Here is a 24793-nt window from a genome sequence, read left to right on the forward strand (position 1 = left end):
TCCCTCATTTCAATATCGAGCATCACTATTACGAAATCTCATTTAACGTTTCTGCAAACCTCGTAATTCCCAGTTGAATTTGTTCTACGTCTACTCTCCCAAAAGTAAAACGAATATATTCACTTTTAGAACCTAAAACACTTCCTGGAACGAATGCTACACCATTTCGTATCGATTCACCTAACAAATGATATTCATCAAACGTTCCTTGCACTTTGCACCATAAATGTATTCCGCCCTCCGGAACGAAAAATTCAACTCGGTCCCCTAATAATTCTTCAATCTTTTTAATTAACTCATCTCTTCTTTGTTTCAATTGTCCACGAAGCATTGTAATATGTGCATGAAAATCTTCTGATTCTAAAAATTGATTTGCTACCCACTGTGTAAATACACTATGACCAAAATCAACTTGTTGCTTCGCATCTGCTAAACGTTCTATTACGCGTGTAGGACCAATTACCCAACCAATACGTAATCCTGATGCAACAATTTTTGATAATGAACTTACATAAAGAACATTCCCATTTTGATCCATTGATTTTAATGTGGGATTCACTTCTCCATTAAAAGAAGTCAAACTATACGGATCATCTTCAACAATCGGTATACCGTATTCAGAAGACAGTTCTAGAATTTTTTTACGTCTCGCTACTGAAAGCACAGTGCCAGTTGGATTTTGATAATCCGGATTCAAAAACACCATACGAATACGATGCTTTTTGTGCAAATCAATTAAATCATCCGGATTCATTCCATGCTGATCAACAGGTAAATGGAATATTTTTAAACCAGCGGATTTAAACATCGGAAGTGAGAAACAATACGACGGATCCTCAATTGCAATCGCATCACCAGGCTTTAATAAACATTGAACGATAAGATTCAGCGCCTGTTGTGCTCCAGATGTAATAAGTATAGAACTTGAACCTGCTTCAATTTGTTTATATTGCTGAACATGTGCTGCAATTGTTTTTCTCAGCATTTCATTTCCAAGTGGATGGTCATAACCGAGGTTTTCCATAAATGTTTTCTCCGACAAAATCGTTCGGAATCTATCACTTGGAATTAATTCTGGTGATAATTCACCACTCGCTAAATTAATTAAGTCATCTTTTTGTGTTTCCGTTCGAATTTGTTGAACAAGTGGTACATTAGGTAAGAACGATCCATCCTCAACATACCTCCCCCAGTTCGGTATTCGTTTATGTGACACACCCCATATGTCTGTATTCACCCGAGTGCCGCTTCCTTTTTGTCGTTCTACTACCCCGAGTGATTTTAATTCCTCATAAGCAGCTACTACCGTACTCCGGTTCACCTGTAACTTCTGTGCTAACATACGCTCGGAAGGTAATTTTCTATCAGAAGGGAATTCACCGGTAGAAATGCCTCTTTCAATGTAATCAGCAATTTGTTTATACACTGGTATCTTATCTGCACGATTCAGTTTCCATTCCATTTAGTTCCCTCCTCTCCAAGCTAGTGTCCTGAATTCATTAATAACAGTATTCACTGTAAAAATGGTATTAATCAAACGCATGGTTTAAAAACACCTCAACCGTCACATTAAAATTAGTAAGCTGTTCTAAATAAGGCAAATGCCCACTATTTTTCAACTCAACGAACGTCACGTTTCTCAGGTGTTTTTCAAATTCTCTCACATACTTTTCCGGAACAAAATAATCATTCTCTCCTCGTATTATTAATACAGGACATGTAATGTTATAGAGGTATGGTCTTTGATCGTAATCAACTAATTCAAGGTAAGAGGGACTTTCTGCTCCGTATAAGCCAAAATCGTGTCAGTCACACAATACGACTCATCATCTGGATGCGGGAAAACAACTAAAACATGGCGCTCATTTTTCATCAATGCATTAACTCCTTCATCATATACACACTCTATAAAATAACGACCGCATACCAAGTAACTCCCACAAGAAGCCCTAAAAGAAGAATGATATAGATAGCAGATAAGTTTTTTACATTCCTCTTTGTAGACTTACCGTAATTCTCTTCTACATTTCTTGCGACTAGTACGGTCCCAAATAGTGATACAACTACAATAATAACAACTAGTGAAATCGCAAAACTCATTGTCTTTCACCTCTCTAAGGCCAGTCTATTTTAAAACATGAATAACATACTACCTTTCTTCTCTTATCATAATAGAAGTTTGTAAAAAACGGACCCACCACTTTTGTGTTTTTTTGCTCATCCACTTTGACAATAAAAAGTAACTGATCGTTTCGTATAAGTTGCTTTTCTTTTCTCAGATTTATTTAGTTCTAAAAGCTGTGCATTTTCGTTATTTATTTTTTCACAATTAATAACTTTATCGGCAAAACCAATATTTAGTCACAATCCTTCAATGAAATAACTGTATACAGAGCTTAATGCTATTTCTATTTCCTACCTTTCATAATTTGTTATACACTAGGAAAATAGCAAATAAACTATTCGTTAGCAGGTGGAAAAATATGTATGACGTTACAATTATCGGAGCTGGAGTGAGTAGCATTTTTATGGCTTATGCATTAGCTAAAAGTAACAAAAACATTTTAATTCTTGATAAAGGTAAACCGCTAGAACATCGGAATTGTCCTTTAGACCAAGGGAAAACGTGTAACTGTAACACATGTGATAAATATTTCGGATTTGGTGGTTTAGGAAAGTCTGAAGGGAAATTTAATTATACAAATGGATTTGGAGGCGAACTCGAGCAAAAAGTAGGTAAAAAAGCTTTTATACAACTCATGGCTGAAGTAGATGAAATTCTATGTCAGTTTGGCGGAAGTTCGGTTTCAAAATATTCTACAGAAAATCTAAATCTCACTAAGAGAGCTGAGACATGTGGTTTACAAATGCTGACAACAGAAGTAAGGCATCTTGGCACTACACTTTCAAGTAACATTTTTCAGCAGCTCTACGAATTTTTACTTACGAAAATAAATATCCGATTTCATATAGATGTAGAGCATATCATGAAACAGAAAAATCATTTTAAAATAGATACAAATCAAGGAATAGTTCAATCTAAGCAAATCGTATTTGCAACAGGACGTTCCGGGGCGGATTGGTTAAAAGAAATGTGCACTTCTCTAAATATTTCTCAAGAGCAAACTCGTGTAGATTTAGGTATTAGAGTAGAGATGAAAGAACACCAATTACGTACTATATTAAAAGATACATTTGAGACGAAACTTTCTTATGAGCATGAACTTTTCACGGCTACTACTTACTGTATGAATCCAAAAGGACGCATTATTCGAAAGTACGAAGACGGCTTGATTATGCCTGACGGTCAAAATTTCCGAGAGCAAGAAACTGGCACTTCTAACTTAAATTTCACTTTATTTATCCCGCGCTATTTTCCAACTCTCAAAGAAGCAAATGTATACGCAAGTTCAATTATTAAAAACATTAACCAAGGACGAGATCGGATTGTTATACAGCGTTTAGAGGACTTAATAAAGAAACAACCTACAGCGGAGAACAACATGAAACATAATCGTATACAGCCTACACTACACGGAGATTATGGAGATTTGAATAAAGAAATTCCTCCATTATATATTGAAGGACTCAAAAAATTTTTATTACGTTTAGAACAATTTATACAAGAGCCTATCGATCAAGATACTTTATTATATGGAATTGATGGCAAGTTCTACGCTCCTACAATAAAAATCAATAACTATTTTGAAACAAGTATGAATGGGCTATTTTTAATTGGAGATTGTTCAGGCGTCACTCATTCATTATCTCAAGCAGCCGCAAGCGGTCTGTATGTCGGAAAACACTTGTCTGACATTTAATCGCTATAATTTAAATACCAATCAAATATTTTGAGCTTCATCAGTACTTTACTTATGTAGTAATAGCATGAATGAAATCCTTCCCTCGCTACTGATTAACCTACAAAGAATCGGGATTTTACAAGATACATATTTAATATAACCATGTATGTAAAACTATTGACATTCAATTCTAACAAATTGAATGTCAATAGTTTTACAAGTCTCTATTCATTTTCACTTTTATTTGTTCGATATTTTGTAACATCGCCGTAGGGTTTAATATGTTAGGATGTCTATAAGTATTTTTTACTACAACTATGACTTTTTCTGCTCCGTTTCTAAAAAAATTAGATTTATGTTACTTCGCTTTAAAATTCTCCATTGTATGTATATGAATACTTCAAATTATTACCTTTAGAAAAATATAGTCTAAATAGTTCACCACACTCTAATAGTTATAAAAATATAATATATAACCTCAGTTAAATAAACTCTATAAAGAAGGTGTAAAAATGAAGAATAAAATAAATTTACAAATGCAAAATATAAGCTTTGTTATAATAATTGCTTTAGCAGTATGGTTAAAAACATATCTTATTACGCGATTCAGTTTTGATTTAAAAATTGAGTCTTCTACACAAGAATTTATTTTGTTTATTAGCCCTCTCGCTGCATCGTTAGCATTTGTTGGATTAGCATTATTTGCAACCGGTGAAAAGAGAAATTATATAGCGCTATGTATTAATTTCTTATTAACAATCGTACTTGTTGGGAATGTAATGTTCTATGATTTTTATAATGATTTCGTTACGTTGCCAGTACTTGGACAAACATCAAACTTTGGCCAATTAGGCGGCAGTATTATAGAAATATTGAACTACAAAATTATACTCGCATTCGTAGACATTATTTTCTTCTTTATTTTATTAAAAAAGAAAGCAATAGTCTTTAAAACAGCACGTGTAACTCATTCTGCACGCTTATTATATTTTCTTTTAACGATTGGTGTATTTTTTGCGAATCTACATCTTGCAGAAAAAGAACGACCTGAATTATTAACGAGATCCTTCGACCGCGTAATGCTTGTGAAAAATTTAGGACTATACACTCATCAAGTATATGATTTAACACTACAAGTAAAAGCAGGATCCCAAAAGGCACTTGCAGATAGTAGTAAATTACAAGAAACTGAAAACTACGTAAAAGCAAACCAAAGTGAACCAAATCCTAATATGTTTGGTGCAGCGAAAGGAAAAAACGTAATTGTCGTTACTCTTGAATCCTTGCAAACCTTTTTAATAGGTGCATCCGTCAATGGTCAAGAAGTTACACCGTTCTTGAATGAATTCATAAATGAAAGCTATTACTTTGATAACTTTTTCCACCAAACTGGGCAAGGAAAAACATCAGATTCTGAATTTCTAATAGATACATCGTTGTATCCATTAAATCGAGGAGCTGTATTCTTCACGCACGGTAACAATGATTATACTGCGACTCCAGAAATTTTACGTCAGCAAGGCTATTTTACTTCTGTATTCCATGCGAATAACGCAACATTTTGGAATCGTAATATCATGTACTCTGCTCTCGGTTATGATCGTTACTATAATGAACTTGATTACAAAATTACGCCAGAAACAAATTTAAATTGGGGCTTAAAAGATATCGAATACTTTGATCAATCAGTAGATATATTAAAAACTGTTGATCAACCATTTTACGCTCGTTTCCTTACTTTAACGAACCATTATCCATTTACGTATGATGAAGATACAAAATTCATTGAACCATATAACTCTGGTAATGGCGTGTTTGATCGTTATATCGTAACAGCACGTTACCTAGACGAATCAATTAAAAAATTTATTGAGCGTTTAAAAGCCGAGGGAATATATGATGATTCTATTATTGTTTTGTATGGTGATCATTATGGCATTTCTGAAAAACATAATCGCGCAATGGCACAGTTTTTAGAAAAAGATCAAATAACAGAATTTGATACTTTAAATTTACAACGTACACCTTTATATATTCATATGCCTGGCCAAACAGAAGGTCAAACGATTTCAAAGCCTACGGGACAAATCGATATGAAACCTACTATTCTAAATTTATTAGGGATTGATAGTACGAACGATATCCGTTTTGGTCATGATATGTTTTCAGATGAATATACCGGTTTTGTTGTTTTACGTGATGGTAGCTTTATTACAGACAAGTATGCATACACAAACAACACTTTCTATGACCGCATAACAGGTGAAATTGTAGATTTACCAAAAAAAGAAGCACAAGCACTCATTAACCGTGCACAAAATGAATTACGAATGTCTGACAAAATTATTGAAGGCGATTTATTACGTTTCTCAGAAAGTAATAAAATTAAAACTGGAGAAGTAAAAACTAAAATTAAAGAAACTGAAAAATAATCTATATATGCGAAGGGAGCAACTTATTAAAAGCTGCTCCCTTTTTACTTTCTTATAACACATGGTGCAATTTCATATAAAAAAACTGATATATTTTACTTTTATTCTACGCTTGTTTCTAAAGTTACATCTGTATAGGTATTATCATCACCTATATTTAAAATTACTTCACATTGACGTAATCTCAATTCAAAGAGCTTTATAGGATCATGGTAAACTTCAGGGGTTGATTTCATTTTATGCAGTTTATCTTGTTTTTCTTTTATTTCTAAATGAGTGTTTTTTACAGCTTGTTCCAACGCGCCAAATGGATTTCTAAAGAACATATTAATATCCCGCTCTTGTGTATTTTCAAACAGCTCAAATTGCAAGAAAAACTTCTTCATAATAGAAGCCGTTACATCGGTATAATCTTCATTTTCTAAATACTGTTTGTATTTGTTATATAGCATAGCTTTATTTTTAGGAAGAACTCCAAATAATTTACCGGCACTTTTCAGTAAAAATTGCGCTGGTGTAAATCGACGTAAAATATTTACCTCTTCCATTTGTATTCTAGTTGTCATTCTATCAGTATCTCTACGCCAGTCATCAATTACTTTAAAGTCACATTCTAACTGTATTCGATTTTCTCCAAATAAAGAATTAAGCCCTTCACTGGTTTCTTCTAAGTACAATTGACTTTGAAGGAGTTCGTTATTAGAAGTTGCAATCCAATTTTGCATAGAGCGAGCAAGATTAGGTAATACAGTTTGTTCTAGATATTGTTGCACTCTTTCATTCATCGCTGTGTTTAGTGCAATATCAATGTGACCAAAATCGCTTTCTTCACTAATTAAATCGGAACAACTCTGCAATAGTTTCGGAATATGTTCTGTAAGATCATTAGTAATTTCATTTTTCATCGTACGATATGATTCTGTAATTAAATGAATTTTTTCCTTCTCAAAAGCAGTAAGGTTATTAATACAACCATTAAGTTTAACTAACGTATCTTCATTCCAATTAATAGAATCCACTAGATTATTTTCCTTCTCGACGCGTTTATCCAAAAGATATGTAATTGTTTTTCGAATGAAAAACAATAGCTTTTCATTACGTTCTGCATCGATATTTTTATAGTTAAAGTTAAAATGAATAAACTCAGTTAAATCGTTTAATTGTTTACTATTTGTATATAACGAAGAATAAGGGAAAACTCTTGCATTAGGGAAATATGTATTTATTCTCACTTGCGTATCTTGTATAACTCTTTTTGCTTCTGCTTCATTGTAAATGTTATCGATTTTATTTAATAAGAAATGAACTTGTAGATTTGGTGTATGTTCTTGAATACTTAATAGAATGTCACGTTCTTTGTCAGTAAAAGGTGAATCCGCATTCAATACGAATAATAATTCATCTACGGAATTTAAATATTCAAATACCTCATCTCTTGCATCATTGTTCCTATTAAAGCTAGGTGTAACAACGAATGTAAGTTTGTTTTTACTTAAAAATCTGCATGGTAATTTAAATTCAACACATGCTCTATCTCTATATGTTTGACGGTGCACTGCCATCATGTTATGGAAATCAGAGAAATTCTCAGTTGTTGTAATTTCCGAATCTGTTATAGCGTTAATTTCTGTATAAGCGTCATTTTTAAAAACAACCACATTTGAGATTGAGTTTTCTAATATATTTTCTCCTAAAATAGAGTTAATAAACGACGCTTTTCCGTTTCCTGAAGTTCCAGTTACTAATAGGCGATTTGTTCTTAAATCTGCAAGCTCGCCAACTAACCAGCTAAATCGGTGACCCATTTCTAAATCATGTTCTTGTGCCCAGTCTGTAATAGATTCAAAAAGATGTAAACTATACTCTAAGCCATTCACATGATTAATAGAATATGACAGTAGGTTTTCCGCGTCTTTTATATCCGCTGAATCTATTTTAGAAGGAAAAATCTCATCCCATGCCAATACTGCTGCAGATGGAAATACAGCATGAGAGGGATTGACTACTTTTAACCAATTTGTTAACAGATTTGGAATGATATCGTGTAATTGTCTAAGCATATATTGACCTTGAATTAATTCAAAGTATGTTTCTTCGTAAAGTGAAGAAATTTTGTCCCATATATCGGACGAATGTATTTCGATATGTATAAAAAATTCATTTATTGTGTTAAGCCATAATAAGTAATTTTGTTCATCTTTATAGCTGCGCCAAAGTGATGAAACTATTTGCGTAAATTGTACTTGATCTACATTATTTAATGTTACTAATACTTTATAAAAATAATCTGGTGAAATATTTTTAGTAAATCCTTTATTGATATATTCTTTTAGAACCTCAAACCATGGATAAGATTCTGTTCGAATTAACTCGTTCACAGCCAGCTCTACTGCACTATCAAAATCTTGCTGTTCTTCATAAAAGGAACGTGCAATTGTTGTGACGTTTGGATAATCGGGATTTAAAGAAACCGCTTCTTTTATAACAGCGAAAGCTGAATCAAAATTATTTTGCTCGATGTAAAGAGACAGTAATTGCAGTACAATTTCGGTCATAAGTATTTTGTTATCAGTAGTAATGGAAGTATACACATTTTCAGCAACTGATAATTGGTTAAGTTCGAAGTAAGCATCCGCAATATTTTTTTGTGCCCATGGCGCTAATTCATTACTAACTTTCTCCCATTTAAAAATAGCTGCTTCAAAATCTTGATGGTGATAATAAAATTCACCTTGTGCAAAACGAATATAAGATCCATCAGAAATCTCATTTTTTTCTTCGTTTACATAAGCTTCTCCTAGTACTTGAAGAGGTGGATGTGTTTCGTTTTCCATTAGGAATGTTTCATAATACATCTTTTTTATTAATTGTTTTTCTATTCTCATCTTTTCCCCCACTATATCTTGAAATCACATTTTTAAGATATGTCAATACTTTTTTTATGTATGCTTTTTATCTTAACAAAGAATTTCTTTTGGAAAATTTCATTTTCCTTTCATTTTTCAAGTAAGATTGAATTTTTATGAGAAAAGTTTCATTTCTTTTTCAATTCGCTTTCAGTTGTGAAACAACATTAAATGTTCCTAATAACCTAATAACAATATAATATTCCACATTATATTATCAGGAAAATCCCATATAAGTCACATTATAAAAACAATCTATAACGAATATATATGCATTGTTTGTTTCACTGATAAATAAAAGAACTCATCACATAATGGTTATTAGATAGACCAATATGCTACGTCCCCACAGAATTTCGAACACACCACGATAACTTAAACAACAATAATAATGCACAGCTATCATTACAATATATTTCTCCAATTGTTTTCCTTAAAAATATTTCAGTAGTTATGTAATTAAATTGTTCTAACCTATATAAATAACTAGTCCAAAAAAACTCTATATGCATATCATGTTATAGTAAAGAATTTAGGAAATCCTAAAAAGGAGGCATTTTCATGTTTGAAGATAAATCTAAAATAAATTACCCATATGAATTTACTGAAACTACAACAGTCCCTCTAAAGAACCCCATTGAAAAAAAATTCAAGAACGGCACAGGTACACATAACTTCCCAATTAAAAAGCATTATAAAGAGCAGGTTTTATATACTGAAAAAATTAATAATAATAAAAATAAATAATCGTATAGATCCTTATAACAATTAACCAAATAAGAATCAATATTTGGCCATGCATAGTTATGTGTTTAATAATGTAGAAATCCTTATTATACAATTTACGTACCTTTAAAAAGTGCTGATATACGGCGCTTTTTTATACATAGATAATGGACGAACTTGAATTATTAATATAAGGTATGGATATTTTCCATACCTTTTTTGTTCTTTGCTATTTATAAATAGAGTCCGCTCATGTTTGCTTTGCATAATAGCACTTTAATGGCACTTCTAGAAGAAATAAAAGCTAGTTTAATGAAAAAATAAGTTTCTTAGCGTCTTCAGAGCTATTCAGGATAATACTATTCGAATACATTAGGAAATAAAGTCCACTTCCACTAATCCTTAGCCAATGTTCCTACCAGCAAAATTTTACTCGTTGGAGTCATTGAAGAAAGGAGTAGATTGATGAATCACAAAGTTAAAGAAGCACCCAAGAATGATATAGGCATTATTGCTCTATTATATATATTTAAAAATTTACTAAACGTTGTTTCAAAGCTACTTAGTTTTCATAAAATATTTTTTGTTTCCGTTGGAATGGATAGGCTTTAATCTCATCTGTATCTAAATTTTCATGGAATAAATGAATGGCTATAATTTGTCTACAATCGTAGGTATGATAATAATATGTTCCAGACTCCATACACATTACGCTTGTATAAATGGTATTATCTAATGCACCTTCTTCTGTTATTACTCCACCTTTAGGAACCTCGCAATTTGATAAGATATGAAATAGGGCCGATACTCCCTCTTCTTCACTATCTATACCTTGAATGTTTTGTTTGCCATATGCTGCCCGCACAAACCTTGATGGCGGGGTGAAATCCCCTGGAAGTCCCATTGAGCCTGAACCTTGACCAAAAGCACTTAATGGTAAGTTACTCCACTCAGTTGGCGCGAATGGCTGCGATTTAAGGCCAATATATTGTCTTAAATTTTGCAAATGCCAATTAAACTCCGGACTATTCGTCATCACTCCTAGTGGGTTGTCATACATTTTTAATCCTTCATTTGTCGGCTCCAGTACGATGCAATCTCCCCATTTATCCGCTAAAATCCAATGTAGTGGTGGCGTAAGTCCTAAATCCGGTAATGGTATATCCAAAAAGGCAAGGCTATCTACAGATTTCTTTAACTCTTTGACAGAATTGAATTGTGTCAGACTCCAAGTCACAAAATCAAATGGAGCTAAATTCGTTTTGTTGTCATCTATGCTTTGACTATAAGTAGCGAATCCTGGAAAATAGAGTGTTGCACATGTCATACCTGCTTCATTTACTCCGTCCGCCATAATGATCCTTCCTTGATGATTAATCCCCATTCCGACCGTAGCATGTTTCGTATTAATGATTTCACCAGTTATATTATTCCACTGGTAATGTCGAGGAATGATTATTACTTCTTGATTCAAATCTAATGTGAAATCCATCGTTCTTGCAAAAAGATGCTGACCATTTTTTGTCTGTAATGTCAAACTAGTACACATAAAGAACACCCCATTTTATGGTTTTATCTACACTTTACATAATTCTGATAAATCTGTAAATTAAAAACCCTTTCCTTACAAAAAAATAAAAAAACACATATAAATTACAAATAGGTTATCTCTAGTTTATAAATGAATTTTTAAAATATAGTTGCAAAAGAATTATATTAAAAAGGAGCGATTTGTTACTATCGCTCCTTTTTATTTCTCTCAATATTTTATTAAAATAACTGTAAAGAACATTGCTATTACATATTTATTTTCTTTCAACACATATAAATAATACTAGGCACTTTCAAACCGTTTCAAATAACTGGGAACGAACTTTTTCTCTTTGGACATTAACCCTACATAACCCTCTTAAACATCTTCTCCAACTCATAAGTAGAATGATGCACAAGAATTGGTCTTCCGTGCGGGCATGTGTATGGATTTGTTGTTGTACGTAGTTCTTCAAGTAAAGCAAATATTTGATCGTTCGTTAAATATTGATTTGCTTTAATTGAAGCTTTACAGCTCATCATAATCGCTGCTTCTTCGCGTAGTTTTTTTATATCTACTTTTTTCAGTTTTACAACTTGCTCCATCATTTCATCAATGATTTCTGTTTCTTGTCCTTTCGGGAACCACGTTGGGTGCGAGCGGACGATAAAGGATTGATGGCCAAACTGTTCTAAAAATAGTCCAACTTTTTTTAATTCTTCTAACTGCTCTTCGACACGTAAAAATTCAGTAAGAGATAAGTCAATACGGTACGGTACAAGTAGTTCTTGTACTTCTTGCGCTACTCTTCCTACTTTATCACGGAAATATTCATAATTGATACGTTCCTGCGCTGCGTGCTGATCAATCATATATAACCCATTATCATTTTGAGCAAAAATATATGTTCCGTGCATTTGTCCAATTGGATAAAGCGGTGGTAAATCATTACCGTTCATTTCAATCTCTTTTATTTCGTGAACTTCTTCTTCCAATTCCTCTAATTCAAAATCATCATTGTTGCTAGTCCATTCCTTTTCCTCTCGAACCGTTTTTTCTATTACCGGCTTAGAGGATGGCTGCCAGCTTTGTTCTTCTCTTACGAGCGACTGTGGTGGTTGCCATTCTTGCTTCGGCGGTTGCCACAGTTGTGCTGGCTGTTTTACTGCCAGTGGTTCTTCTCGTTTTTCATCCATGCCCGTCGGTAAAATGATGTCCGGCATAGATGGCTCTTTCGGCTTCGCATGCTCAAATTGGAACTGTCCTTGCACACTTTCATCTTTTTCTTTTTTCTTCGTTGTTACACCTGCATCTGGAATGAGCTGTATTTTTTTAAATGCTGCTTGCAACGTTTCTTCGATAAGCTTTAGCAATTCTTGTTCTTTACTAAAACGAACTTCTAATTTCGCTGGATGTACGTTAACGTCAACAAGCATTGGATCCATTTCAATCGATAAGAAGCCTATTGGATATCGTCCAACTGGCAGTAATGTATGGTATCCTTGCTGAATAGCTTTCATCAATACGAAATTTCGAACGTAACGGCCATTTACAATCGTTGACATATAGTTACGTGACGCTCTCGTTACTTCTGGTAATGTTACATAACCTTTAATTGTAAAGTCTAAAGATTCGGCTTCAATTGGAATAAGCTTCTTCGCAACTTGAATGCTATAAATCGATGCAAGTACTTGTCTTACATCACCGTTTCCTGACGTATGAAGCAATTTCTTTTCATTATGAAACAGTTTTAACGATACTTCTGGATGTGACATTGCAATACGATACACGATATCTGTAATATTCCCTAGCTCTGTATGAATGGTTTTCATATATTTAAGACGCGCTGGTGTATTAAAGAATAAGTTTTGTACTGTAATATCTGTTCCTTTTCGGCTCGCTGTTTTCTCTTGCTTTATAATGTCTCCACCTTTAATGATAAGGTGTGTACCAGGTGCATCACCTGTGCTACTGATTAATTCTAATTCACTAACTGAGGCAATACTCGGCAACGCCTCACCGCGGAAACCAAGTGTTCTTATGCGAAACAGATCGTTTTCATCTTTAATTTTACTCGTCGCATGTCGCTCAAAAGCGACGATACAATCTTCTTCGGCAATACCATCACCGTTATCAATGATGCGAATTTTCGATAAACCAGCCTCTTCTAAGTGGATTTCAATAGATGTACTATTCGCATCGATAGAATTTTCCACAAGTTCTTTTACGACTGAGGCAGGGCGTTCTACTACTTCCCCTGCCGCAATTAAGTTAGAGAGTTGGTCATCGAGTTTGCGAATTTTCCCCATCTACTTACTCATCCTTTCTTTAACTTTTTCTGCAAGCGATACAGTTCATTCATCGCTTCTAAAGGTGTCATATCAAGTAAATCAATTTTTTTAATTTGCGCAAGTACTGCTGTTTCTTTTACATCTAAAACTAGCTTGTCTTGTTTTTTCGAAGACTGTTCTCCACCAAAAAATGATAGTTGTGATTCTTCTTCAGTCTCTACTTTCTTCTCTTGTATTTCTACTGGCGCTTCTTTTACAACTACAGGTTCTGGAATAACTTCTTGCACTTTCACTTCTGTGCGCTTTGGAATAATAATTTCTTCCTGTCCTTCTAGTTGTGCTAACACTTCTTTCGCGCGAGCGATTAAGCTATCTGGAAGCTCAGCAAGTTGAGCAACGTGAATTCCGTAACTTTTATCAGCCGCTCCATCTTGAATTTTATGAAGGAAAACTACTTTTCCATTCTCTTCAATTGCTGAAACATGTACATTTTTTAGTTGGTCTAAACTTTCTTCTAACACCGTTAATTCATGATAATGTGTAGAGAATAATGTTTTCGCACCAATTTGGTCATGAATATGTTCAATGATTGCTTGTGCAAGTGCCATACCATCATACGTAGATGTACCGCGTCCAATTTCATCGAATAAAATTAAACTTCTTTCTGATGCATTTGCAATTGCATTTTTCGCTTCTAACATTTCAACCATAAATGTACTTTGACCTGAGATTAAATCATCCGCTGCACCAATTCTCGTAAAGATTTGATCGAATACAGGTAATACCGCTTCTGTTGCTGGTACGAAACAACCGATTTGCGACATAACAGTTACAAGCGCTAATTGTCTCATATACGTACTTTTACCAGACATGTTCGGTCCTGTAATTAAAAAGACATCCATCTTCTCCGGCATAATACAATCATTCGGTACATACAATTTCCCGTTCAATACTTTTTCAACGACAGGATGACGACCATCTTTAATAAAGATTTCGCGCTTAGTTGTTAAAACAGGTTTTACAAACTGTTCTTCTTCACTAACTGTCGCGAAACTTTGCAGTACGTCTAATTCACTAATTACTTTCGCTAAATGCTGTAATTTCGGAATAAATACTTTTACTTCTTCACGAAGCGCTGTAAATAAATCGTATTCTAGTTGTACAATTTTTTCTTCTGCTTCTAAGATTAACGTTTCTTTTTCTTTCAGCTCATCTGTTATGAAACGTTCAGCATTAGCAAGTGTTTGTTTACGCTCATAGCGGCCTTCTGGTAATGCTGCAAGGTTCGCTTTCGTTACTTCAATGTAATAACCGAAAATACGGTTGTACCCGATTTTTAATGATTTAACTCCTGTAATATCACGCTCTCGTTTTTCAAGCTCAGCGATCCACGTTTTTCCATTTTTACTAACGTATCGATATTGATCAAGCTTGTCATTATAACCGTCTTTAATAATATCTCCATCTTTAATAGAAAGCGGTGGGTTTTCTTGAATACTTCTTCCTAGTAATTCAGTTAAGCTCTCACATGGATCCGCACCTTGAATTAACCTTGCTGCATAAGCATTATCTAACAAACTAATCGCTTCTAAAATAGCTGGTACTTGAAGTAAAGATCGTCTTAACTGTAATAAGTCCCGTGCATTCACATTACCAAATGCAACTTTCCCTGCTAAACGTTCTAAATCATATACTTCTTTTAATTTTTCTTTTAAATCTTCACGTAAGAAGTAATCATTTACAAATGTTTCAACCATTTCTAAACGCTCTTCTACTTTTTCTTTTTGGATCAGTGGACGTTCCATCCACTGTTTTAACATGCGACCGCCCATAGCTGTTTTCGTTTTATCTAATAGCCATAGTAATGATCCTGTTTTTTCTTTCGTTCGAAGTGTTTCTGTCAGCTCTAGATTTCGCTTTGAATGCACATCAATTTTCATAAACTGGTTTGTATAATAAATTTCCACTGGTTGCAAATGGTCTAACGAACGTTTTTGCGTTCTTATCACATAGTTAAATAAGCGTCCAACTGCTTTAATTAACTTTGCTTGTGAAACGTTTTTCACAAGATGTTCTAATCCCTCTGGAATCGTTGTTGCATCTTCATACGAAATCGTCATTTTTAATGTTGCAGTTAATTTATTTAATTCATCTTTCGAAAATGTAGAATCTACAACAATTTCTTTTGAACCAGTTGCATACACTTCTAATAAAATATCTTCTACTGAACCTGTTAACAACGTTACTGTATTTTGTCCAGTCGTTAAATCATTACAAGCTAAAGCATACGATCCATCTTCAAAATGTGTTAATGCTGCTAAGAAGTTATTTTCTTTCTCATCAATCGTACGCCCTTCCATCATCGTTCCTGGCGTAATGAGTTGTACGACTTCACGGCGCACTACACCTTTAGCTGTTTTTGGATCTTCCACTTGCTCACAAACAGCTACTTTATATCCTTTTTCAACAAGTTGCTCAATATAATTTTTAGCTGCATGATGTGGTACACCGCACATCGGTATACGATCACTACTACCACCATCTCGGCTCGTTAATGTAATTTCAAGTTCATGAGCTGCTTTAACCGCATCTTCAAAGAACATTTCATAAAAATCACCTAATCGGAAAAATAAAAAGGCATCTTGATAGTCTGCCTTAACCTTTAAATATTGCTGTATCATAGGCGTATATTGCGTCATACTTATCCTCCATAATTCTTACATAATAATCTATATTCATATATGTCACACTTCACGGACATCCATATCTCCTATTTCAGGAGTCTTTCTTCATTATAGCACATTTCATAAGGAATCATGGTCATTCAAGCACTACTTATGTAAAGTAAAAAGCTAGGAAGAACTTCTCCCTAGCTTTCTATTACTCTTCTTCTGCATCAACGATAAAGTTCGGATCTAATTCTTCAAACTCATCATCATCGATTTGGAAATCTTCGTCTGATTCTACACACCCTTCAGGATTTACACTTACACAAATTTTCGTTTCGCCAACTACTTCTGTTACAAATTCACGTTCTACAGTCACAACGATTTTATTACCATTTGGTGATACAAGAGCTTCTAAACAATTTGGTGGCTGAATGACACGAGCAATAATTTCTAAATCATCACCAGAAAAGTTTTTATCACGATACCCAATACTCACTTCATCAGTGTAGTTCACACGTTCTGTTACAACTTCTGTCTTTGTATTACCATCAAACGAATACCAAGTGTTCACATCATAGAAACCTTCAATTTCCACATGCTTTCCATTCTTTCTTGCTTCGTACGAGTGGTTAATTACCCAGCACCCTAAAATACTTGTTGGCTCATTATTCGATTCACATGTATGCGTTGACTTTGTATACTTACGTCCTTTTCCAACCACTGCTTTTGTAATAATCTCTCTAAATTCGGACATTCGTAACCCTCCTCAATCACTATTCACTTAATCATATGCGTGACAATAGCGGAATGTGTCATTCTTTTTTCGAGAAGAACTTACGTTTAACCTACTAAAAAAAGAGATGTCAATTCGACATCTCTTTAACAACCACAATTTCCTTTTTTACTTTCTACCTCTGCGCCCGTTTCACCCTTCAATACATCACCATTAGTTGAAATTAATATTTCATCTGTTACGTTGTTAGAAATCGTACTGGCAACTAGCTGTAGTAAGTCATTTACATATGTTTGTGAAGATTTAAATTCTTGTACAACTGGGATACTATCCAACTTATCTTGCAATGCATCAATTTCAGCTTCTACTTTTTTCAAAGCTTCCCATTTCCCGTAATGCTGCAAGTTTACTGCTTGCTTTTGCAGTGCTTTAATTTCATCAATTGCGCGCTTTACATTTTCATTTTTATGAATTTGCGCCTCTGCTTTCTTAAAGAAATCAACTTCTTCTGTTTCAGAAATCATTTTTGCTAATTCTTTCGCTTGCTCAACAATTTCATCTTTCGTATATACTTTCATCTATCATTCCACCTCAATCGGCTCTTCAACTAATTCTCCGTTAAGAGACCAAGTTTTCGCATCCGTTACTTTTACTTTCACTAGCTGACCAATTAAAGATTTTGGCGCAACGAAGTTTACAAGTTTATTCGTACGAGTATAACCTGCAAGTACTTCCGCGTTATTTTTACTTTCCCCATCAACTAACACTTCTACAATTTGACCTTTATAACGATCATTCTTTTCAACTGCCAATTTATTTACTAATGTATTTAAGCGTTGAAGACGTTCTTTCTTCACTTCCATCGGTACATTATCTTTCATCTTCGCAGCTGGTGTACCTTCGCGCGGAGAATAAATAAAGGTAAAGGCAGTATCAAATCCTACTTCACGATATAACGACATCGTTTCTTCAAATTGCTCATCAGTTTCATTTGGGAAACCGACGATAATATCAGTCGTTAATACCGCGTTTGGAATTGCTTCTTTAATTTTTCTTACAAGCTCTAAATAATGCTCACGTGAATATTTACGCGCCATAATTTTCAACATCTCTGTGCTTCCAGATTGAACTGGTAAGTGAATATGTTCTACTAAGTTTCCACCTTTTCCAAGCACTTCAATTAAGTGATCATCGAAATCGCGTGGATGGCTCGTTGTAAAACGAATACGGGCAATATCAACTTTACGGAGTTCGTCCATTAAATCGCCAAGTCCGTATTCAAAATCTTCAAAGTCTTTACCATATGCATTTACGTTCTGTCCAAGTAACGTAATTTCTTTATAACCATTCGCAGCTAAATGGCGGATTTCTTGGATAATGTCTTCTGGACGTCTGCTTCGCTCTTTTCCACGTGTATACGGCACAATACAATATGTACAGAACTTATCACAGCCATACATAATATTTACCCAAGCTTTAATATCGCCACGGCGTACTTTCGGAAGGTTTTCAATTACATCCCCTTCTTTTGACCAAACTTCAACTACCGTCTCCTTCGAAAACATTGCATCCTTTAGAATGTACGGTAATCTATGAATATTATGCGTTCCAAACACCATATCTACATGCTGATTTTTTTGCATAATTTTATTTACAACGGATTCTTCTTGCGACATACAACCACATACACCAATTAAAAGGTCCGGATTTCTTCGTTTTAATGACTTTAAATGACCTAGTTCACCGAACACTTTATTTTCAGCATTTTCACGAATGGCACAAGTATTTAATAACACTACATCTGCATCTTCAGTTGAAAAGGTTGGCTCATATCCAAGTGCGGTAAAAATCCCCGCCATTACTTCGGTATCATGTTCATTCATTTGACAACCATATGTACGAATATAGAACTTTCTTCCTGTACCAAAATTGCGAAACTCTTCAGGTAAGCCAAAATCCCGTTCAATTTTAACTTCTTCTTTCCCTCGTTTTTTCGCGTCTTTTAAGGAAGGTGGTTGGTATACACTTTCAAAGTATTTACTATAATCTTTCTCTTCTTTTTTCATAGAGGAATTTGCTTGTTGACTTGCTAATCGTTGTTGCTCGTTCATCGGTAATCTCCTTTCACCCTTAACTATACACATTCTATAGTCCATTTTAATGCGCTTTGACTCACCTCAAAAATGGTTAGATAGCTTGAGAGATAACTTGTCCTTTGAAACTTGAGTAATCAATCTAATCATTCATAAGAATGAAGTCTTCCCCACACACAAATAGACATTCCCTTTTAACATTTCTTTTTGTCCTACCCAAAAGCATATTGCTTTATCCTTATAAACATTACCATAGTATGAAGCGTTTCGCCAATTTTAACAAGAAAGAGGCTCTGTTTGGATCTTACATTTCATATACAATGAACTCACCATTTTCATACAACGATTTATATATTATTTTACCATTCTGAATTTTCTAAGTAAATAAGACTGCCTTATATTTTTCTCATGAAAAAAGGTTGCCACATGGCAACCTCCTCTTCTTATATTACATAAATTCAGCAACAAGTTCATCAAACATTTTCTGATCCATATTTAAATCAGCTTGCACTAAAGGCTTCTCGCTATAGCCATTTACAAGTTCTTGGTAAGAAGGTTGCTTTGTATTTTGATAAATTAAACCTGTTACTAACCCGTTCTTTTCCATTAATGTTTGCATAGCCATCATGCGATTAGATGGATCATATCCCTCTACTGTACTTAGTTTCGTTAAATTCTCTTTAAACCAATCATAAGTATTTACTTTATTGTAAGTAACACATGGACTAAATACGTTAATTAATGAAAATCCTTTATGATTAATGCCAGCTTCAATAATTTGTGTTAGTTCTTTCAAATCACTTGAAAAGCTTTGCGCCACAAATGTCGCACCAGCTGTTAAAGCCATTTCCATAACATTTAGTGATGGTTCAATTGAACCTTGTGGTGTACTTTTCGTTTTAAATCCAGCTTCACTTCGTGGTGAAGTTTGACCTTTTGTTAATCCGTAAATTTGGTTATCCATTACAATGTACGTAATGTCAATGTTACGACGAATAGAATGGATTGTATGTCCCATACCAATCGCAAAACCATCACCGTCACCACCGGATGCAATAACTGTTAAATCACGATTTGCCATTTTCACACCTTGTGCAATCGGAAGAGCACGCCCGTGAATACTATGCAAACCATACGAATTAATGTAGCCTGAAATACGACCTGAACAGCCGATACCAGAAATAACAGCTAGCTCATCTGGATTTAAACCAACGTTAGCTGCCGCACGTTGAATCGCAGCCTGCACTGAGAAGTCTCCGCAACCTGGGCACCAGTTTGGTTTTACACTGTTACGAAAGTCCTTAAATGTTGCCATTTAATACAACCCCTTTTTTGCATTCGTTGTAAATCTCTTTCGGTAAGAATGGATTTCCGTCATATTTTAAAAGACTAGAAATTTTCTCACCATTACCAAGATTCATTTTCATAATGTTAGCAAGCTGACCAGTTGCATTATTTTCTACTACTACAACACGCTTCGCTTTTTTCACAAGTGGATCGATTTCAGCTGTTGGGAACGGATGAATTAAACGTACATGGGCATGGTTTACTTTCATTCCTTCTTGTTCCAAACGCTGCATTGCCTCTTCGATCGCACCACGAGTTGAGTTAAAGCCAACTAACAATACGTCTGCTTCATCATGCTTAGCATTTTTGTAAATAGGGGTATTAAACTGCAAGTTCGCCATTTTACGGAAACGTTTGTCCATTTGTTCTTTACGATTTAACGCTGATTCAGATGGTTTACCCGTTTCATCATGTTCTACACCTGTAACATGGTGAATACCATTTTTCATACCAGGTAAAACACGTGGTGAAATTCCATCTTCTGTTACTTCATAACGCTTGAAGTATGCTTTATTTTCACGTTCTGGTAATTCTACTTCTAAATCAAGCTTACCGCGACGAATTTCAACTTTATCTAACTTAAGTGGTTCTACTGTTTGCTTTCCTAAAGAAAGCTGTAGATCTGTTAAGAAGATAACAGGCACTTGATATTCTTCTGCTAAGTTAAATGCTTCTACAATATCATAGAAAGCTTCTTCAACTGTGCTTGGCGCCATTACGATTTTTGGAATTTCACCATGCGTTCCGTAAATCATAGCCATTAAGTCAGACTGCTCTTGTTTTGTTGGTAAGCCCGTACTTGGACCACCACGTTGTGTATCAATGATAACTAGCGGTGTTTCAGTAATACCTGCTAAACCTATTGCTTCCATCATTAAAGAAAGACCAGGACCAGCAGATGCTGTTAATGTACGAACACCAGCGTAGTTTGCGCCGATTGCCATTGTACAAGCTGCGATTTCATCCTCAGTTTGGATTACTGTCCCGCCGACTTTCGGTAACTTTTTAATTAAGTATTCCATAATTTCAGATGCAGGTGTGATTGGATATGCAGACATAAAGCGAGCACCACCAGCTACTGCACCAAATGCGATTGCGTCGTTTCCAATCATAAACATGCGTTTCTTACCGTCAGCTTTTTCAAGCTGCATCATGTTTACTTTTTCACCAAGCAATTCTTTCATATATTGAGAGCCGCGTTTAATGGCTTCCATATTCTTTTGAACGACTTGCTCTCCTTTACGACCAAAGATTTCTTCAACAACATCTAAATACGCTGTTTCGTCTAATCCTAATACCGCACTAGATGCCCCAACAGCAACCATGTTTTTCATTAATGATGTGCCTAACTCTGAAGCAATATCTGTAAACGGTATCACATATAGATTTACATCTGTATTATCAGGTATTGTTGGATTAAATTTCGCATCCGCAACTACAATTCCACCCGGACGTAGTTCGTGGAAGTTAAAATCAATTGTTTCTTGATCAAAAGCAATTAAAATATCTAAATCATCTGAGATCGCGCGTACTTCTGTTGTACTTACACGAATTTTATTATTTGTATGGCCGCCTTTAATACGTGATGAGAAGTGGCGGTAACCGTATAGGTAATATCCTAATCGGTTTAATGCAATACAGAAGATTTCCCCTGTACTTTCAATTCCTTCACCTTGTTGGCCTCCAACTTTCCATGAAAGTTGACTAATCATCTCCTACACCCCTTTTGGCTGCATTCATTGTAGTGTATTTTTTTACAGTATTAGTTTAGCATTTTTTATACAAATAAACTACAATGGACGCAAATTATGCCTCTTCTGATTTCCCTGAATCTTTAGTATAAAGCTATTTCGTTTTCCATTCTAGTATTAGGTCTTAAAAAAATCAATAAATTCAAGTGAATTTATTTTAATTTTTCTGAATTTTTAAAACGCAATCTTTAGAACGTTACACAGTCAACAAAATTTTTATACAAAAATCGATCTACAGTTGATTCACTATACTTTTTACACAGGTGATTAATTATATTTTCATAATCCCTGTATGCTTCTACACCTACAACAGTTTCTAAAATCCCATCAAAATCCGAACCGAATCCTATATTTTTTTCTCCACCTAATGAACAAATATATTCCACATGTCTTAATATATCTGCTATATTCGCTTGTCTTTCATTCGTTAAAAACTGCGGTACGAATGTAATACCAATAATGCTATTTTTCTTTATGAGAGCTCTTATTTGTTCATCGGTTAAATTGCGTGGATGCCCACAAAGTTGATAACAGTTTGAGTGAGATGCAATTGGGTTTTTAGCTATTTCTATAACATCCCAAAAGCTTCTTTCATTTAAATGAGACACATCGGTCCATAAATCTAACATATTAAGTTCTTGTACAACTTGTCTACCAAATGTAGTTAAGCCTGCACCACGTGTCTCTAGCGCCCCATCAGCTAATAAATTAGCATAGTTCCATGTTAATCCAAAGGAACGTACACCTAAGCGATAAAACAAACGTAATCTCATCGCTTCTTTTCCAATCGCTTCGCATCCTTCTAATGTTAATAACGCTCCAGTCTCGTCCTGTTTTAGCATGTTAATATCGTTTTTTGTCTGAATAAACTTCATTCCTGGTAGCGATAGAATTTCACTATGAAAAATATCTATCATTTGCAGTGCAACTTCAAAGCGCTTTTCATACGCTACTGTTTCTGGTACATATATCGCAAAGCATTGTATACTTCCTTTTCTTTTCTTTAATTGTTCAAATGTAATATGTAATTGTGAATCGTTTTGAAAGTCTTTTTTTCCCTTTGCACTCCATAACTGAAAGAGTACATCGCAATGAGCATCAAAAATTTTCATATTCATTCCTCCACTATAAAAACAACCTGTTTGCATACATGCAAACAGGTTGTTTCAACTTAACGAGGTTCTACAATTAATTTTATTGCTGTACGCTCTTCGCCATCAATCATAATATCTGTAAACGCTGGGATACAAATCAGATCCAAGCCACTAGGCGCTACAAATCCTCTTGCAATTGCTACTGCCTTTACCGCTTGGTTCAATGCACCTGCACCAATAGCTTGAATTTCTGCTGTTCCGCGTTCGCGAATAACACCTGCAAGTGCACCAGCTACAGAATTAGGGACCGACGTTGCTTTAACTTTTAATATTTCCATTCCGCGTTTCCTCCTCGTTTTTATAAAAAGTAATAGCAATTATTTCACTTTAACTTATATTCACGAGGAATGGCACGTATTCCTGCTAAATTTCTGTAATTTTTCTAAAAAATTAAAATATAATGACTTCTCTAATTTTTCGTTAAAAATTACTCAAAAAACGGCTGATCATCATTAATTAAAATGCGTTCAATTTTCTTCGCTTTCCCTGTATTTGGATCCACATCGATTAAAACTGCACTTAATTGCGTTCTGCCATTCGTTACTTCAAAACGTACTGGTAAGTTCGTTAAAAACTTCTTCAATACCGCTTCGCGATCCATACCTAAAATACCATCATACGGTCCTGTCATACCAACATCTGTAATATAAGCTGTTCCGCTTGGTAAAATACGATTATCAGCTGTAGGAACGTGTGTATGTGTACCTACTACAGCTGTAGCACGACCATCTACGTACCAACCTAACGCCTGCTTCTCACTTGTTGTTTCAGCATGAAAATCAACAAAGATAATATTCGTACGTTTTTTTGCAATATTGATTAATTCATCCACTTTACGGAATGGACAATCAATTGGAGGAAGGAAAGTACGTCCTTGTAAGTTAATTACCGCAACTTCTGTTCCGTTACAGTTCACAAAGATAAGACCTTTTCCTGGCGTTCCTTCTGGGAAGTTAGCTGGTCTTGCAAGATATTTAGCATCATCAATAAATTCAAATACTTCACGATTATCCCAAGCATGGTTTCCAAGCGTAACTGCCTGTGCCCCGCACTCCAAAAAGTTTCGATATATTTTTTCCGTAATTCCACGTCCACCCGCAGCATTTTCTCCATTAATGATTGTTACTGTAGGTGTATATTTTTTCTTTAATGCCGGTACGTACTGTTGAATCATGTCTCTACCAGGAGATCCTACTACATCCCCAACAAATAATATTCTCATATGTCTTACCCTTTCTATGTACTACATTTTTTATTGCCTTACTCTAACAAGCAATTTCCTTATAATATTAAAATTTTACCTATTATAAGTTTCTTTCACTTGCATACTTCTCATAAATAATTTTCTTTATTTTAC

General features: G+C 34.6%; 17 protein-coding genes and 3 pseudogenes. 3 read left to right on the forward strand and 17 right to left on the reverse strand.

Annotation, left to right across the window (positions count from 1 at the left end):
• Nucleotides 1-28: 28 nt before the first annotated feature.
• The 5 genes and pseudogenes from LUS72_RS18345 to LUS72_RS18365 all read right to left on the reverse strand — a co-directional run.
• On the reverse strand, nt 29-1462 hold the full coding sequence (locus LUS72_RS18345; RefSeq protein WP_264447745.1) for a MocR-like pyridoxine biosynthesis transcription factor PdxR: 1434 nt from the start codon (nt 1460-1462) through the stop codon (nt 29-31).
• A 67-nt stretch (nt 1463-1529) separates the two neighbouring features.
• Nucleotides 1530-1769: pseudogene (locus LUS72_RS18350) on the reverse strand (alpha/beta fold hydrolase); the annotation flags it as partial.
• Nucleotides 1766-1873: pseudogene (locus tag LUS72_RS27330) on the reverse strand (bacillithiol biosynthesis deacetylase BshB2); the annotation flags it as partial. The pseudogenes LUS72_RS27330 and LUS72_RS18350, both read right to left, overlap by 4 nt.
• A 32-nt stretch (nt 1874-1905) precedes the next feature.
• On the reverse strand, nt 1906-2100 hold the full coding sequence (locus LUS72_RS18360; protein ID WP_002014626.1) for a hypothetical protein: 195 nt from the start codon (nt 2098-2100) through the stop codon (nt 1906-1908).
• Between the two features lie 174 nt (nt 2101-2274).
• Nucleotides 2275-2409, reverse strand: a pseudogene (locus LUS72_RS18365) (GntR family transcriptional regulator); the annotation flags it as partial.
• 74 nt (nt 2410-2483) lie between these two features.
• Here LUS72_RS18365 and LUS72_RS18370 point away from each other — a divergent pair.
• Nucleotides 2484-3821, forward strand: coding sequence for a BaiN/RdsA family NAD(P)/FAD-dependent oxidoreductase (locus tag LUS72_RS18370; protein ID WP_098361640.1), 1338 nt, complete (start codon nt 2484-2486; stop codon nt 3819-3821).
• 494 nt (nt 3822-4315) lie between these two features.
• Nucleotides 4316-6235, forward strand: a complete 1920-nt coding sequence (locus LUS72_RS18375) for an LTA synthase family protein (RefSeq protein WP_264447752.1) — start codon at nt 4316-4318, stop codon at nt 6233-6235.
• A 101-nt stretch (nt 6236-6336) separates the two neighbouring features.
• On the opposite strand, the gene LUS72_RS18380 is transcribed toward LUS72_RS18375, so the two are convergent.
• Complete coding sequence (locus LUS72_RS18380) at nt 6337-9120, reverse strand: dynamin family protein (RefSeq protein ID WP_097831001.1); 2784 nt, start codon at nt 9118-9120, stop codon at nt 6337-6339.
• A gap of 582 nt (nt 9121-9702) precedes the next feature.
• Between LUS72_RS18380 and LUS72_RS18385 the strand changes: the two genes are divergently transcribed.
• A complete protein-coding gene (locus LUS72_RS18385) occupies nt 9703-9888 on the forward strand; it encodes a hypothetical protein (RefSeq protein ID WP_097831000.1) in 186 nt (61 codons plus the stop codon).
• Between the two features lie 541 nt (nt 9889-10429).
• Here the strand turns inward: LUS72_RS18385 and LUS72_RS18390 are convergent.
• From LUS72_RS18390 to LUS72_RS18440, 11 genes are all read right to left on the reverse strand, one after another.
• On the reverse strand, nt 10430-11416 hold the full coding sequence (locus LUS72_RS18390) for a choloylglycine hydrolase family protein (protein ID WP_264447755.1): 987 nt from the start codon (nt 11414-11416) through the stop codon (nt 10430-10432).
• A gap of 347 nt (nt 11417-11763) precedes the next feature.
• The gene (gene mutL, locus LUS72_RS18395) at nt 11764-13707 is read right to left on the reverse strand and encodes a DNA mismatch repair endonuclease MutL (protein WP_264447757.1); all 1944 of its coding nucleotides are present in this window, start codon (nt 13705-13707) and stop codon (nt 11764-11766) included.
• Nucleotides 13708-13715: 8 nt separating this feature from the next.
• Entirely contained in the window at nt 13716-16388 is a 2673-nt protein-coding gene (gene mutS / locus LUS72_RS18400) for a DNA mismatch repair protein MutS (RefSeq protein WP_264447759.1), read from the reverse strand.
• 181 nt (nt 16389-16569) lie between these two features.
• On the reverse strand, nt 16570-17112 hold the full coding sequence (gene cotE / locus LUS72_RS18405) for an outer spore coat protein CotE (RefSeq protein ID WP_001288800.1): 543 nt from the start codon (nt 17110-17112) through the stop codon (nt 16570-16572).
• A gap of 125 nt (nt 17113-17237) precedes the next feature.
• On the reverse strand, nt 17238-17669 hold the full coding sequence (locus LUS72_RS18410) for a YlbF/YmcA family competence regulator (protein WP_097830997.1): 432 nt from the start codon (nt 17667-17669) through the stop codon (nt 17238-17240).
• 3 nt (nt 17670-17672) lie between these two features.
• Entirely contained in the window at nt 17673-19202 is a 1530-nt protein-coding gene (gene miaB / locus LUS72_RS18415; RefSeq protein WP_097830996.1) for a tRNA (N6-isopentenyl adenosine(37)-C2)-methylthiotransferase MiaB, read from the reverse strand.
• A gap of 430 nt (nt 19203-19632) precedes the next feature.
• A complete protein-coding gene (locus LUS72_RS18420; protein WP_097830995.1) occupies nt 19633-20499 on the reverse strand; it encodes a 2-oxoacid:ferredoxin oxidoreductase subunit beta in 867 nt (288 codons plus the stop codon).
• Nucleotides 20486-22243 (reverse strand): 2-oxoacid:acceptor oxidoreductase subunit alpha, encoded by a 1758-nt coding sequence (locus LUS72_RS18425; RefSeq protein WP_097830994.1) that lies wholly within the window; start codon nt 22241-22243, stop codon nt 20486-20488. Before LUS72_RS18425 ends, LUS72_RS18420 begins: the two co-directional genes overlap by 14 nt.
• Nucleotides 22244-22470: 227 nt before the next feature.
• On the reverse strand, nt 22471-23394 hold the full coding sequence (locus LUS72_RS18430) for a dipeptidase (RefSeq protein ID WP_264447767.1): 924 nt from the start codon (nt 23392-23394) through the stop codon (nt 22471-22473).
• Between the two features lie 59 nt (nt 23395-23453).
• Entirely contained in the window at nt 23454-23714 is a 261-nt protein-coding gene (gene spoVS / locus LUS72_RS18435) for a stage V sporulation protein SpoVS (protein WP_000404341.1), read from the reverse strand.
• Nucleotides 23715-23863: 149 nt separating this feature from the next.
• Nucleotides 23864-24658: a TIGR00282 family metallophosphoesterase gene (locus LUS72_RS18440; protein ID WP_001221088.1), complete on the reverse strand. Its 795-nt coding sequence runs from the start codon at nt 24656-24658 to the stop codon at nt 23864-23866.
• Nucleotides 24659-24793 lie beyond the last annotated feature (135 nt).

This window comes from Bacillus cereus, assembly GCF_025917685.1.
GTDB lineage: Bacteria > Bacillota > Bacilli > Bacillales > Bacillaceae_G > Bacillus_A > Bacillus_A cereus_AT.